Source organism: Chryseobacterium vaccae (assembly GCF_009602705.1).
Taxonomy (GTDB): Bacteria; Bacteroidota; Bacteroidia; order Flavobacteriales; family Weeksellaceae; genus Chryseobacterium; species Chryseobacterium vaccae.
The window spans coordinates 4,451,278-4,464,360 of record NZ_VSWH01000001.1 but is presented as its reverse complement, the minus strand read 5'-3'; the positions used below and the strand labels follow the sequence as shown (position 1 = coordinate 4,464,360).

15 protein-coding genes are annotated in these 13,083 nt (G+C 37.8%); 8 read left to right on the top strand and 7 right to left on the bottom strand.

The annotated features are described in order from the left end of the window. Positions 1–5: 5 nt before the first annotated feature. The gene (gene tssO / locus FW768_RS20500) at positions 6–536 is read right to left on the bottom strand and encodes a type VI secretion system TssO (protein WP_153398597.1); all 531 of its coding nucleotides are present in this window, start codon (positions 534–536) and stop codon (positions 6–8) included. 180 nt (positions 537–716) lie between these two features. Here tssO and FW768_RS20495 point away from each other — a divergent pair, with 180 nt between their 5' ends. From FW768_RS20495 to FW768_RS20475, 5 genes are all read left to right on the top strand, one after another. After that, on the top strand, positions 717–1,388 hold the full coding sequence (locus FW768_RS20495; protein WP_153398595.1) for a response regulator transcription factor: 672 nt from the start codon (positions 717–719) through the stop codon (positions 1,386–1,388). 137 nt (positions 1,389–1,525) lie between these two features. Then, positions 1,526–1,816: an HU family DNA-binding protein gene (locus FW768_RS20490; RefSeq protein WP_002984212.1), complete on the top strand. Its 291-nt coding sequence runs from the start codon at positions 1,526–1,528 to the stop codon at positions 1,814–1,816. A gap of 369 nt (positions 1,817–2,185) precedes the next feature. Continuing rightward, complete coding sequence (locus FW768_RS20485; RefSeq protein WP_153398593.1) at positions 2,186–3,745, top strand: Rne/Rng family ribonuclease; 1,560 nt, start codon at positions 2,186–2,188, stop codon at positions 3,743–3,745. 172 nt (positions 3,746–3,917) lie between these two features. Continuing rightward, positions 3,918–4,322, top strand: coding sequence for an OsmC family protein (locus FW768_RS20480; RefSeq protein WP_394349983.1), 405 nt, complete (start codon positions 3,918–3,920; stop codon positions 4,320–4,322). Between the two features lie 225 nt (positions 4,323–4,547). After that, a complete protein-coding gene (locus FW768_RS20475) occupies positions 4,548–5,195 on the top strand; it encodes a response regulator transcription factor (protein ID WP_231128743.1) in 648 nt (215 codons plus the stop codon). A gap of 277 nt (positions 5,196–5,472) precedes the next feature. Here the strand turns inward: FW768_RS20475 and FW768_RS20470 are convergent, their stop codons facing one another. From FW768_RS20470 to FW768_RS20445, 6 genes are all read right to left on the bottom strand, one after another. Continuing rightward, positions 5,473–6,984 (bottom strand): carboxypeptidase-like regulatory domain-containing protein, encoded by a 1,512-nt coding sequence (locus tag FW768_RS20470; protein ID WP_153398591.1) that lies wholly within the window; start codon positions 6,982–6,984, stop codon positions 5,473–5,475. Positions 6,985–6,995: 11 nt separating this feature from the next. Next, positions 6,996–8,360 (bottom strand): CsgG/HfaB family protein, encoded by a 1,365-nt coding sequence (locus FW768_RS20465; RefSeq protein WP_153398589.1) that lies wholly within the window; start codon positions 8,358–8,360, stop codon positions 6,996–6,998. Between the two features lie 24 nt (positions 8,361–8,384). Beyond that, positions 8,385–8,795: a curli production assembly/transport component CsgF gene (locus tag FW768_RS20460; RefSeq protein ID WP_153398587.1), complete on the bottom strand. Its 411-nt coding sequence runs from the start codon at positions 8,793–8,795 to the stop codon at positions 8,385–8,387. Positions 8,796–8,806: 11 nt separating this feature from the next. After that, the gene (gene csgH / locus FW768_RS20455) at positions 8,807–9,538 is read right to left on the bottom strand and encodes a curli-like amyloid fiber formation chaperone CsgH (RefSeq protein ID WP_153398585.1); all 732 of its coding nucleotides are present in this window, start codon (positions 9,536–9,538) and stop codon (positions 8,807–8,809) included. Between the two features lie 9 nt (positions 9,539–9,547). Continuing rightward, the gene (locus FW768_RS20450) at positions 9,548–9,955 is read right to left on the bottom strand and encodes a hypothetical protein (protein WP_231128741.1); all 408 of its coding nucleotides are present in this window, start codon (positions 9,953–9,955) and stop codon (positions 9,548–9,550) included. Between the two features lie 102 nt (positions 9,956–10,057). Continuing rightward, complete coding sequence (locus tag FW768_RS20445; RefSeq protein ID WP_153398583.1) at positions 10,058–10,876, bottom strand: hypothetical protein; 819 nt, start codon at positions 10,874–10,876, stop codon at positions 10,058–10,060. 285 nt (positions 10,877–11,161) lie between these two features. On the opposite strand from FW768_RS20445, the gene FW768_RS20440 reads away from it, so the two are divergent. From FW768_RS20440 to FW768_RS20430, 3 genes are read left to right on the top strand one after another with little or no spacing between them, the layout of a single operon-like run. Then, complete coding sequence (locus FW768_RS20440; RefSeq protein ID WP_153398581.1) at positions 11,162–11,791, top strand: NUDIX hydrolase; 630 nt, start codon at positions 11,162–11,164, stop codon at positions 11,789–11,791. A gap of 27 nt (positions 11,792–11,818) precedes the next feature. Then, on the top strand, positions 11,819–12,625 hold the full coding sequence (locus FW768_RS20435; RefSeq protein ID WP_153398579.1) for a lysophospholipid acyltransferase family protein: 807 nt from the start codon (positions 11,819–11,821) through the stop codon (positions 12,623–12,625). 15 nt (positions 12,626–12,640) lie between these two features. Then, on the top strand, positions 12,641–13,078 hold the full coding sequence (locus FW768_RS20430; RefSeq protein ID WP_153398577.1) for a hypothetical protein: 438 nt from the start codon (positions 12,641–12,643) through the stop codon (positions 13,076–13,078). Positions 13,079–13,083 lie beyond the last annotated feature (5 nt).

Genomic DNA, 13,083 nt, shown 5'->3' with positions numbered 1-13,083 from the left:
TTTATTTATTTTCTTCTTTTACCTCCTGTGAAGTTTCTTGTAGGATCTTTCAGAAGCTCCCTGTCAACAACTCCCGTTTTTCCCATACAATCCTGCAGTTCGGCCCATGTTCCCTGCTTTTTATTCCCCTGCTTAACAATTTCTCTTTTAAGGGTAAGCATGGGATTAATCTGCTTCATCAGAATGGCATAGTGTTTAAAGCTTCCTGCACTGTCCTTACCCATCACATTTTTGACGTCTTTCATCTTATCCAGGATGCTGGTTCGTAGAAACCCATCATTTACTACCTTATCGTGCTGGCTCATTTCACTGTAAATTTCATCAACAACAGTTTTAAGCTTATCACTTTTCTCCATAAGAGTTGTATATTCACGGGCATCCCTATCAATTCCTTCTCTTTGCACAGCATAACTCTTAAAAAAGAGAAACAGACATAGAAAGGATACTACAGAAAGAACTGCAAAAGATAGGATAAACTTCAGAATGCCCGTTCTGACGTCCGATTTGTTTAATTTTTTTTCCCGAGTAGAAGACATAATTTGCAATTTGTTTGGCCTGTGAAAATATAAAAAAAAAAATTTATGCACAAGTTGTATTTTACCTGCACTAATTTCAACCTATCTAGAATTAAATTAAGATTAATTTTCACTTTAATAAGTTTTTCATAAATTAGGCCTCTGAATTTTAAATATCATAGGCCAAATCGATATTAAAAGATGAGTAAAATTTTATCCAATACGGTGCGATTTTCTATAGCTGACAGTGATTTCTATTTTAAAAAAATCATGATCAAAACGCTGATGGAGAACCCTTTCTATATGCTTCTGAATGACTGTAATAACGGGCACGAGCTGGTAAACAGAATCTACAGAAGACAGGAGGATGTGTTCATCATTGAACTATTCATGCCGGTATTAAGCGGAATTGAAGCCATCAAGTACATCAGAAAAAACAATACTGAAACGCCAATTGTAACCTATTCCAGTACCTACCAGGAAGATATGGCAGAAATTCTTTCTAAGATTCCCAATATATATTACTGCCAGAAAAAGAGCAATATTATTAAGGATATTATTAAAGGAAGCACAGGTTCTGAAGAGTTTGATTATGAGGCATATTCTAAAGAATGGGAACAACAGCCTCTTGCTGTACAGGATTATATGGAGCGGCAGAAAAAAGGACAGGAAGAACTTACCCCAACCGAAATCCAGCTGATGAAATTCTGTTATGAGGGATTCAGCAATAAAGAGATTGGAGAAAAGCTGAACCTGAGCACCAGAACGATAGATACTTACATTAACAGGCTGACAGAAAAACTGGGACTGAAAACAAAGCTCCATCTTATCCGTTTCTGTGTAGAGAACGGCTATTACAATTCCAGTATGTAGAATAACTTAATGTAATATTAATATACCGTAAACATTAAAACTCTACCATTTAAACAAAAATATTTTGCCACTAATTTGCTAGTATTCAATTTTTTTAACTAAATTTGCACACCTAAAATTTAAAATTAAAAAAGGAAATGACAAAGGCAGAATTGGTAAACACCATCTCAAATAAGTTGGGAACAGAAAAGAATGAAACACAGAAAGTTGTAGAAGCTTTTATGCAGGAGATCAGAACTTCTATGTATAATGGGGATAACGTTTATCTGAGAGGGTTTGGATCTTTTATCATTAAAACAAGAGCTGCTAAAACAGGAAGAAATATTTCTAAAAACACTGCAATTGAGATTCCTGCTCACAATATTCCTGCTTTCAAGCCTTCAAAATCTTTTGTAGAGAAAGTAAAAACAAAAGTTGCAGTAAAATAAGAACATTAACTGAATATTAACTAGTTACTAAAAAATTAAAATTATGCCAAGCGGAAAGAAAAGAAAAAGACACAAGGTTGCAACTCACAAGAGAAAGAAAAGAAGAAGAGCAAACAGACATAAGAAGAAATAATCTCTTTTTCTTGAGATTTACAATATAATAAATATAGTTGGTGGTTTTAATTTTTTAAAGTTCACCGACTATATTTTTGTTTGCAACTATAAGATTCCTCAAGGAAACAGGCTGTTTCCGGTATTTTCAAAAAAAATATAAAGATTTTTCATTCTAAATCCTTATATTTAATATCAGATGACCTGCAAAAAAAAACAGAGCCGTTTCCTATCATCTTAACCTTATTATTAGAAAAAATGAAGAAAGAACTCATCGTTTCGCATGAAGATGATCTTACAAAGATTGCACTGCTGGAAGACGGAAGACTATGTGAACTTCATGAGCAAGAGGACAAAAGCGATTTTATAGTTGGAGATCTGTTTATAGGAAGAGTAAAAAAACTGGCCCCTAATCTGAATGCCGCATTCGTTAATATAGGATATGATAAGGATGCATTCCTGCATTATCAGGATTTGGGCCCACAGTATCTTACATACAGAAAGTTTTTAAAAGATACTATTTCTAAAAAACAAAGCACTTCAAGCTTAAAAAATTTCGAGATACAGCCTGAAATAGATAAAAACGGAACCGTAGACAAAGTCATTGCAAAAGATGATCTGGTTCTGCTTCAGATTACTAAAGAACCTATTTCTACCAAAGGTCCAAGAATCTCTACCCAGGTTTCCCTCACGGGACGTTTTCTGGTTCTGATCCCTTTCGACAACAAAGTTTCTATTTCTAAAAAAATAAGAACCTCGGAAGAAAAAGAAAGACTGAGAACCCTGATTGACAGCATTAAACCTGAAGGTTTCGGTGTTATCATCAGAACAGTAGCGGAAGGAAAAAAAGTAGCCGACCTTCACAACGACATGAATCAGCTGATTCAGAAGTGGGAAAGTACTTTTAAAAACATCCAGCGAAATAAAGTTCCGTCTAAAGTTTTAAGCGAAGAAGACAAAGCTTCAGCTATTTTAAGAGACAATTTCAACCAGGATTTCGTAAATATTATCTGTGATGACGAACAGATGGTTACCGAAATGAAAAATTATCTGGAGATTATCGCTCCGGAAAGAAAGAATATTGTCCAGTTTTATAGTTCTCATATTCCTCTTCTGGAATATTATAATGTTGAAAAACAGCTCAAACAAAGTTTCGGAAAACACGTTAACATTCCGAGTTCAAAAGGCGCTTACCTTGTTATTGAACACACAGAAGCTCTTCACGTAGTAGACGTTAACTCCGGAAATAATATTACCACCGGAACTGCCGTCAACAAAGAACACGCACTGAAAGTGAATAAAATGGCAGCCACAGAAATTGCCAGGCAGCTTCGTCTCCGTGATATGGGAGGTATTATTGTGATAGATTTCATAGACATGCAGAATCCTGATCACAGAAGAGATCTGTATGAACACCTGAAAGAAGAAATGAAGCGTGACAAAGCGCGTCATAAAATTCTTCCACCGAGCAAATTCGGACTGATCCAGATCACCCGGCAAAGAAACCGCCCGGAAAAACAGATCGAAACCAAAGAAGAAAACCCGAACAAAGACGGAGAAATTGTAGCTCCAATTGTTATTGTGGAAAGAATGGGTGAAACACTGAGGAGTATTCTGCAGAAAGAAAAAGGAAAAATCTACCTGCATGTACATCCGTTCGTGGAAGCCTACCTCACCAAAGGCATCAAAAGTATCCAGATGAAATGGTTCATTAAGTACAAAAAATGGGTAACCATCATCCCAAGGGATTCTTTTAAATATTTAGAATACAGAATCTACAATTCTAAAAAAGAAGAATTGATAGAATTTTCTAATTAACAAAAAATTCAAACCTCTAGCCCTGCTGGAGGTTTTTTTATTAGATTTGCACCAACTAAAGAAAACTCAAATACAATAACAAAAAATTTATTTCTTGTGCTGCTTCTTGCAGTGCAAAACGCTTTTGCTCAAATTACCTCTAAAGATAACTCCTTTGCTTCAAACGGAATATATAACGTTGTCAACGGCACTTCTTATTCTTGGACAATGGCTCAAAATCCTGCTGGTAAAAGCTTCTTCAGACCTGACATTCCGTGGAGACCAGACAAAGCATAATCCCGAAGAACTATTTCTGTCCTCACTTTCTTCCTGCCCCATGCTCTGGTATCTTCATTTTTGTTCTGAAGCCGGTATCAATGTAATTGATTACACGGATGAAGCTACCGGAATTATGACTGAAACGGCTGACGGAAGCAGACATTTTACTTTCCTAACCCTCTATCCTACCGTTACAGTAGCCGAAGAATCGATGATTGAGAAGGCAAAAGAACTGCATCATAAAGCCAATCAATTTTGTTTTATTGCCAATTCCATTAATTTTCCTGTTCAACATATCCCTACCGTGTTAATTAAATAAATTAATTTTCAAAAAAATAATTGTCAAAACTCTTTATAATACGAGATTTATAAAACAATAACTCTAATTTTTAAATTCAAAAATCAATAAAAAGGGAATTATTTAATAAAAAATCAATAAAAATTTCATTTTACAATCATTATTAATGTAAAATTTTACAATTATTTATCAATTTTGTTTAAAATACAAAGATTTTTTCCTATTTTTATATAAACAAAACTGACCATGATGAAACCAAGATTAACCATTTTTGATGAACCGGTACTGTATACTGAAAGTTTATCAAAACTACTGGCACAAAGCCAGATTTTTAACAACATTGACATTTGTAATTCTTATGAATCTTTATTTGAACATTTAAAAGAAGAACCCCCGGAAATTCTGGTCATCAGCTCCAATATGCTGATACTTACAGATATTTTCAAACTTGTAGAAGACATTACCACCAATAACAACAGAATCAAAATTATTGTCATTGGCAATGATTATGAAGTGATTGACATCCGGAAGCTTTTCAACAAAGGCATAAAAAGCTATCTTGACAAAAACAGCAGGTATGATGAATTCATGAAATCAATCAATGCCCTGCTTCTCAACGAAATCTACATCTGCGACTACGCAAAAGAAAGAATGATCAGCTTCATCAGCAGCGAAGGCAGGCCCAGCCGTCTTATTAAAGGTCCTCTTACCCGCCGCGAAATAGAAATTCTGAAACTGATCTGCGACGGACTGAGCAGCAAAGATATTTCTGAAAAACTCTTTATAAGCATCAACACCGTAGAAACCCACCGAAAAAGAATTCTCTTAAAACTGAATGTAAAAAACTCAGTAGGAATTGTAAAATACGCCTTAGAAAACCACATGATTGATTAGAAAAAATTATTTCGATTAACCGAAAAATTCCAAACCTCGCGATTTGGAATTTTTCTTTTTATAAAGAACTGTGGAACTTTTGATGTGAAATGTGAATTTTGCTTCGCAAAATGATTAATTTCATAATCAGGGCGGTGGAAGATAAGAGACTGACAGATAACAATACGGTACCGGGAAAAAATTTAAACTTAAAATTGTGTACGTCTTATGTGTTTAGCTAAATTCATCTTCCAGTCCCTATCTTCCCTCCTAACCCTAAATACTGCACCAATCTTCCCTACTCATAGTCCGGCATTTCACCGTTACTGAAGAGTGTTGCTCTTGAAAGATCAGTCATAGAAGAGTTGAGATCAATAACCATTATATTTTTCTGCGAAATATTATCATTGGAAGTGTTCATAAAGATCACCTGTGCATTGTTCGGTGAAAATCTCGGGTCCAGATCATTAGTTCCCAAAGGTTTTTCGCTTTCCGAAGAGATATTGTATACCGTATCATTGGTGAGATTATAGATAAATATATTAGAATCAAGCTGCCTGTAATTGCCGCTTCCGTCCTGGTACCCTGAAAGATCCCGGGTAAACACAAGCATCTGTCCGTCTACAGAAAAATTCAGACCACCGGAAGCTCCTAAAGAACCTGATAAAACAGTTTTTAAGATATTACCTGTCATGTCAATAATAAAGATCTTCGTATTGTATCCGTTGTAATCATTTGTTTTCAGGGCAATCTTGCTTCCGTCATAGCTCCAGTCGCATTCGGAAATCATGCTGCCGTCTGGTGTAGTGTACACTAAATTCAGCCCGCTTCCATCTTTGTTGATCCTGTACAGTTTATTGAAATTAGAATAAATAATTTCCTGTCCGTTGGTACTCCATGCAAAATCCATTTCATAATTATTGAATCCTGCTGCAGGAACGGTAGTCACTTTGAATGGATTGGAACCATCCGGATTAGCGGTATAAATATGGGTACTTCCTCCTTCTGTCCTCAGAAACGCAATCAGGCCTGCGTTATTATTTTTCCGGGGTCTCCAGCTGTTATAGGAAGGACTTGTAAACTGGAAGCTGTTGCCCAGTTCATCACTGGACATGATGATAAAGTTTCCGTTCTGTTTCTGTACATAATGATAGCGGTTAGCAGGAACTGTATTGGTAGTAAACTTACTGATTGAGCTTAAAACTGGCGGGTGAATGTCGTCCGAAACAGACACCTGCCAGAAGTAACTTACACCAAACTTCAAATCTGAAAGCGTATAATGATTCGCCGTCAGATCATTAACCTGAATCACATTCGTATTCAGATTATTTTTCACTGTCAAACTATATTTTAGGACATCTGTTGAATCAGGATCCACAGCACTCCACGTCAATTCAACACTTAAAGGCTGGTTCACCGCGTTGTCTACCGGACTTAGCAGCTGCGGTGCTGAAGGCGGGGAATTCAGAGAGGTATCATCATCCATCTCAAAAACTACCGTAACCACCTGATCCTGTTTTTGTATGTTTACGGCCTGAAAAGTGGTAAGATAACCAGACAATTCGGCTTTTACAGAGTAATTTCCCACCGGCATGGCGGCAATGGAGAATGCTCCGTCGGTCCCACTGAAAACGGTTTCTGTGGTAGGTGCTGTAAAAATTTTCACATTGGGAATAGGTACATTAGTCCCTCTTTTTACGACTTTTCCTTTTAATATTCCTGTCTGAGCCTGCTCTACAAGGTCTTCATTACATGAAAACAGACAAAAAGCAAGGATGAATATGCTGAGTAATTTTATTAAAGTTTTCATAGTTCATGTTTTTATTTGTTTCCAAGGTAAAAGTTGATCCCAAGTGCAAAGCGAAGAGCCTGGTCTTTTCTTTTTCCGTTAACCAGCCCTTCCCAATTGTCTTTAAAACCGATATCATACTGTGAAGAAAGGCGTAGTGAGGTATTGTTTCCTATCATATATTCAAGACCTCCTCCAAACTGCCCTTTATACTGAGGCTTATATTCTGAAAACATAGCACCCAGCCCACCATAGATATAAGGACTGAACCTGTATTTCGGGAATAAGATGTATTCAAGGTTGACTTCAGGAACAAAGTAGCTTCTCTTCATAATATTTTCGTTTTCCATAGTGAAATAGCCTGCGCTGGTTTCGATATTGAAATGAGGGCTGACAAAATATTTCATTCCTAATTTCCCACCTAAATTCATCTTGGGATTCACATAATCGTCTTTGACTTTCTGGGCTTCAATATTGGCAAAAACAGATACTTTCTGTCTGTAATTTTCAGGAAATTTGTTGCCTACTGTTCTTCCTGAATTTTGTTCCTGCTCTTTATTGTAATTATTGATCATGGCCTGGTAGCCCTCCAGATTTTCGGAAGCTTTACCCCAGATTTTGTCCCGGACACCTTCAATAATCAAAGACCTAACTGCTTTTTCAATGGCTTCTGTTACGGCAAGCTGTACGGGTTCATTCTGGGTAAGTCCAACTTCAGCTTCAAGCAGTCTTTCTGTATCTATATATCTGAAAAAACTTCCGTTAACGCTGGTGGAAAGAATGGTTTTGGAGGTGTAAACGGTTTTAAGAATCTCACCGTTGAGAGTAGAAACAGCCCGCAGGTAAATGGTAATCCTGTCCTGACGGTATTGTGTGGAAGCGCCTATACCGAAATACCTGGCTCCCAGACCTCCGGTCATGATATTGCTGTCATAGGAAATCACACCGCCCTCAAGGAGAATTCCTGCATATAGAAGTGGAGGAAGCGACTGATTATTTTTATCGGCATCTTTCAGATATTCCTGTCTGGTTGAACGGATAATCTGTCTTTCGTTTAAAAGATTGGCAATATTTTCTCTTTCAATAGGGATAAACCACCGGCTGTCTTCCAGCGCTTTGATCAGAATAGTGGTAGTGCCCTGTGGAACGGCTGTACTCCAGTTATTCCCATTCTCGGAAGGCTTATACTGCCCGGTCTGGTCTCTGAATTTGTACACGCCAATAACAATTTTTTCTTTAGGCAGAGGCAGATTTTTAAGTTCCGCAGTAGAGGGAGTTCCCTCGCCCATGGTAGATCTTTCGGGATCTGAAGGAAGTCCCAAGATCGAACTGCACGCCTGTATGCAGCATAGCAGGACCGTACAGAAAAAAATTCTGGTGTAAGTGTAAGTTCTCATGATACGTCTGGTTTTTAGTTACTATTATTTTGGAATAACGACCTCGGACTGATCGCCTGTACTGGTATCCAAAATATTGATCAGAAGTCCCTGAGCAGTAGACGTAATCTGTAAATACAGCGATCCGAAAAGATAATTTCCGGGTTTGATACTGCCTTCTCCAAACTGATCTTCAAACAATTTTCGGGACAGCTCGCTCAGCACCTGTCTATTCAGGCTCTGGCTGAAGCTGTTGAGGGAATCCATGTCATCAAGCAAACTGCGGTAATCGTCTTTTTCATCAAACTGATTCTGTGCATTTGCTGAACTCAAAAGCCACTGATAGTTAAAAGTATCTCCTCCAAATGCTGGATTGATGGGCTTATAGACAAGCTGCTGGGATTTTCCGCAGAAAATACCCGCGATAAAGGTCAAAATAATGAGTAAAGTTTTCATGACTGACTTTTTTAGTAGATAAATTCATTTTTGATAAGATTTTTCTTTGCGTTAAACTCTTTGATATATTTCAGGCTGGCCGCCATCTGTTCTTTTAAGTAATCTTCACTTGGGTTGGTCATAAAGCTGTAAATCACTTTGTCCTCAATCTGGATATTGATCTGTCCGCTGGTTCCCCGAAGAGGCAGTTCGGAAATAGTGACTGCCGAGCTGCTTTTATCCGGAAGCTGACTGTACTGGAGATAGAAAAGATCATAAAAATCTTTACCTACCTTGGTTTTCGTCTCATCAATCGTCAGGCCTTTTAGTTCAAAAACAGCATCTTCTTCTATTTTTGCAGCTTTCTTCTTAAAGAGATCATTATTCAATTCCAGACTGTCCTTTGCGATCAGTTTCTGGGTTTCTTCATCCCTTACATACAGAAAGGCTTTCAGAGCATCTTTTTTTTCAAGATTGACATTGATTTCAGACAGTGTTTTGACTTCATTGGGATTGATGGAAAACTTCCCGCTCTGCTGATTATTGGAGAGATTCCCTCCGCTTTCCTTTTTAATGGAAACCAAAAGATAATTCAGTTCTTTATAAACTGTTGTGTTATTGGTAACAACTGCCTTCAGCCGGATTTGATTTTCAAGGATACTGCTTTCAATCTTAGCATTCACTTTTTTATCTTCCTGCCCATAACCCTGTACAGACAGGAAGACAAATAAAGTGCACAGACTTAAGGAATATAAAAGTTTCATCACTGTGTTTTAATAGTTTCTCATGAAAATAGTCCTGTTATCGCCTTTTACATGAATCTGCATTCCGTCTGAAATACTGTTGCTTCCGGTAATATCAATGATATTGTTATTTCCCTGTGCGGTAACAGCTGTTTTTGTTTCCTTATCCGTGAATGAATTGATGAATAAAAGCGTATTATAATCTCCAAGCTGCTGAACGGCAATATTGGTTCTGGCATTAAGGGAGAGTTCTGCATTGTTATAATTCCCTGCCTGGATCACCTGTGAACCATAAAGTGTCTGCTCTGCGTTCTGTCCGGCAATAACCTTGAGAACAGTACTGCTGTTGACCTTATCCCAGTCTACCTGCTGAGCATTTACAGAAACTGTGGCAAAAAATAGCAGCAGTCCTAATCCCAGCTTATATACGGCATTCATTTTTATTAAGGTATATGATGAATAGAGAATTGTAAAGTGCTTAAGGTTTAAAAAAGGAGAAACTTTATGCTTCTCCTTTTTAAGATTACATTACATCCGGATTTAGTTGGATTGGTTCACCACCATGGCGTTTCCGTTACCAACTTGTGCTCCTACGTGCATATGACCTACTCCGCTTTGAGCTACCCAGGTAAAGTTACCGTTACCCATCTGAAGATCAATGGCAGTGTTAGAATCACCAGCCTGAAGCTGATACAATTGGTTACCGTTTCCAATCTGAGCTCCTACAGAAGTATTATCATCTCCTACCTGAGCAGAAAGTGCAATATTACCGTCACCTAGCTGAGCATTGGTAGCGCTGTTGTCATCACCGCTCTGATACTGTACTAAAATGTTGCTGTCTCCTAACTGAAGCCCGGTAGCCTCATTTCTTCTACCATCCTGTACCTGATAAGCAGCATTGTCATCTCCTACCTGAATGGCTGAAGCTGAATTTCTTCTTCCATCCTGATATTGTACGACTTCGTTTCCGCTGCCTAACTGCATAGATGATGCCTCATTTCTTCTACCTATCTGAGTCTGCTCTGTAGAGTTCTGCATTCCGAACTGCCAGGTTGTTGCAGAGTTTCTGTTACCCTGTTGGCTTACGTTGTTATAGTTGGCAACTCCGGTTTGGTCTACGTCAATTGAATTTCTGTTTCCTACGCTTGAGGCAATGTTTACGTTGAAAGCACCTACCTGGTCAATATCCGCGGTATTACGGTTCCCATCCTGTGTTAAGGAGTTGATGTTCAAAAGACCTGTCTGGTCTACTGTAGCTGTGTTTAAGTTTCCGATCTGGGCAGTCACATCTATGTTTGCTTGTGCGAAGCCGAAACTCATGGCCATTAGTGTAAATACACCTGTAATGAAGTTTTTCATCTTAGTAAAAATTAATTGGTTAATAGTGAGACAAAGGTAGAAGGTAAACCAAAGCAAGAAACCACCATATCAGCGTAAATTTTAAAAATCACGGTTTATGGTATTTAAAGTAACGGTTTATGGTTTTCACAAGGTCACTTATTGCCGTTAGGGGAAAATACGGTAACCCTCTCCTTCCTGCTTTATATTCTACAATTCCGGTAGATGATCATGATAAAATATCCCGGGATGGTTAATTAATGTTAACGGCTTCCATTCTTCAGTTTATATTATTAAATTTGAAGTATGGAAAGTTTCGGAAAAGACCTGTTAAGAAAAATAAAGAGTGTAGGCCTGCCCGGTGAAAATGCACATGGCGTATTTTCGCCACCTTACCGTCCTGTATTTACTTATGATGAAGTGCTGGCAAAAAATCCAAAGTTTGCAGCGGTTAATATCGTATTGTATTTAAAAAATAATGAGTGGTACTTTCCTTTGATTCAGAGAACGATTAACGAACATGACCGTCACAGCGGACAAATCTCCCTTCCAGGCGGAAAACGTGAGGAAATGGACAGAGACTTCGCTGAAACAGCGGTACGTGAAACTTCGGAAGAGATAGGAATAGATAAACATTATGTAAGGATCATCAGAGAAATGTCTCCCATCTATATTCCACCAAGCAACTTTTATGTATATCCTTATATTTCATATACGAAAAAGAACCCGCTCTTTGTTCTTCAGCAGAGTGAAGCTGTGGAAACCATAGAATTTCCCATCACTTCTTTCCTTAATCTGCCCGACAGTCCTGAACTGATGGCGCTTCCAAGTGCAGGAGGCCACGAAGTCCCGGTGATTAATTTCAACGGATATATTATCTGGGGCGCTACAGCAATGATATTGAGTGAGTTTAGCCAGTTGCTGAAAAAAATGTAACTTTGCATTACCGTGTTTAATTGAGAGATGGCGAAGAAAAATATTTTCACCGATGCATTCGGAACACCTTATTTTTTAAAAAGGTTAATTATTTTTATTTTAGGAGTTGTATCCTACAGAAGGTTCAACGGCTTTAATAAATTAAAAATAACCGGTACTGAACACCTTGTGGATCTTCCGGATTCCAATGTGCTTTTCGTATCCAACCATCAGACGTATTTTGCAGATGTAGCTGCAATGTACCACGCATTCTGTGCTGTAAATAACGGATATTTAAATACCATTAAAAACCCGATTTATCTGCTGAATCCCAAAATCGATTTTTATTATGTAGCTGCTGAAGAAACTATGAATAAAGGAATTCTTCCCAAGATCTTCAAGATTGCAGGTGCGGTAACGGTAAAAAGAACTTGGAGAGCAGAAGGAAAAAACATCAACAGAATGGTTGATATGAGCGAGGTTGATAATATTATGAAAGCTCTGGACAATGGCTGGGTAGCTACTTTCCCTCAGGGTACTACCTCGGCATTTGCACAGGGAAGAAGAGGTACCGCCAAGCTGGTAAAAAACCAGCGCCCGATTGTAATCCCTATCAAGATTAACGGATTCAGAAGGGCATTTGATAAGAAAGGTCTCCGGGTAAAGGTTACAGGCGTAAAACCTACGATGGAATTCAAAGCACCTCTAGATATTGATTACGATAATGAAAAGGCGCCTGAAATATTACTGAAGATCATGACTGCCATTGAGCAGACTGAAGACTTCAATCTACTACACAATTATGATGAAGAACTTAAAGCTAAAAAATTAGAACAAAAGGACTCAGATAATTAAAGTAAGTAAAAAATTATGAACAGAATATTAGGAATCTTATTCGCGGTCATAGTATTAGTTTCGTGCAACAGCCAAAAAGTATATTCCGATTTTGATATCAGCTACTCCAAGAGCGGAGGTTATGCACCGATATATGAAAATCTGCTTATTAAAGGTAATAATGTGCACTATTCTTTTGAAGGCCAGGGGAAAAAGTACAAACAGGATTTCAAAATTTCTAACGAAGATCTAAAAAAGCTGGATCAGACTCTTTCCCAAAACAATTTCAGAAGGATACAGGAGGACCGTAAAAAGCTGTATGACAATATAGCAACGTCCATCAATGTAAAGAAAGGACCTAATGAAGGCAGTAAAACTGATGCCAGCATGATTATGCCTAACTTCACCACCAACTGGAACAACATTCTGAATGCTTTCCAGGAAATTATTAATAACAACGTAAAAAAACAGTAAATAAA

What these genes read in the sequence shown, in the direction of transcription:
- FW768_RS20435 (WP_153398579.1), top strand. Translation starts at nt 11,819, where the DNA reads ATGGCGAAGAAAAATATTTTCACCGATGCATTCGGAACACCTTATTTT.
- FW768_RS20470 (WP_153398591.1), bottom strand. Translation starts at nt 6,984, where the DNA reads ATGAAAACTTTAATAAAATTACTCAGCATATTCATCCTTGCTTTTTGT.
- FW768_RS20485 (WP_153398593.1), top strand. Translation starts at nt 2,186, where the DNA reads ATGAAGAAAGAACTCATCGTTTCGCATGAAGATGATCTTACAAAGATT.
- FW768_RS20445 (WP_153398583.1), bottom strand. Translation starts at nt 10,876, where the DNA reads ATGAAAAACTTCATTACAGGTGTATTTACACTAATGGCCATGAGTTTC.
- csgH (WP_153398585.1), bottom strand. Translation starts at nt 9,538, where the DNA reads ATGAAACTTTTATATTCCTTAAGTCTGTGCACTTTATTTGTCTTCCTG.
- FW768_RS20475 (WP_231128743.1), top strand. Translation starts at nt 4,548, where the DNA reads ATGATGAAACCAAGATTAACCATTTTTGATGAACCGGTACTGTATACT.
- tssO (WP_153398597.1), bottom strand. Translation starts at nt 536, where the DNA reads ATGTCTTCTACTCGGGAAAAAAAATTAAACAAATCGGACGTCAGAACG.
- FW768_RS20450 (WP_231128741.1), bottom strand. Translation starts at nt 9,955, where the DNA reads ATGAATGCCGTATATAAGCTGGGATTAGGACTGCTGCTATTTTTTGCC.
- FW768_RS20495 (WP_153398595.1), top strand. Translation starts at nt 717, where the DNA reads ATGAGTAAAATTTTATCCAATACGGTGCGATTTTCTATAGCTGACAGT.
- FW768_RS20460 (WP_153398587.1), bottom strand. Translation starts at nt 8,795, where the DNA reads ATGAAAACTTTACTCATTATTTTGACCTTTATCGCGGGTATTTTCTGC.
- FW768_RS20440 (WP_153398581.1), top strand. Translation starts at nt 11,162, where the DNA reads ATGGAAAGTTTCGGAAAAGACCTGTTAAGAAAAATAAAGAGTGTAGGC.
- FW768_RS20430 (WP_153398577.1), top strand. Translation starts at nt 12,641, where the DNA reads ATGAACAGAATATTAGGAATCTTATTCGCGGTCATAGTATTAGTTTCG.
- FW768_RS20465 (WP_153398589.1), bottom strand. Translation starts at nt 8,360, where the DNA reads ATGAGAACTTACACTTACACCAGAATTTTTTTCTGTACGGTCCTGCTA.
- FW768_RS20490 (WP_002984212.1), top strand. Translation starts at nt 1,526, where the DNA reads ATGACAAAGGCAGAATTGGTAAACACCATCTCAAATAAGTTGGGAACA.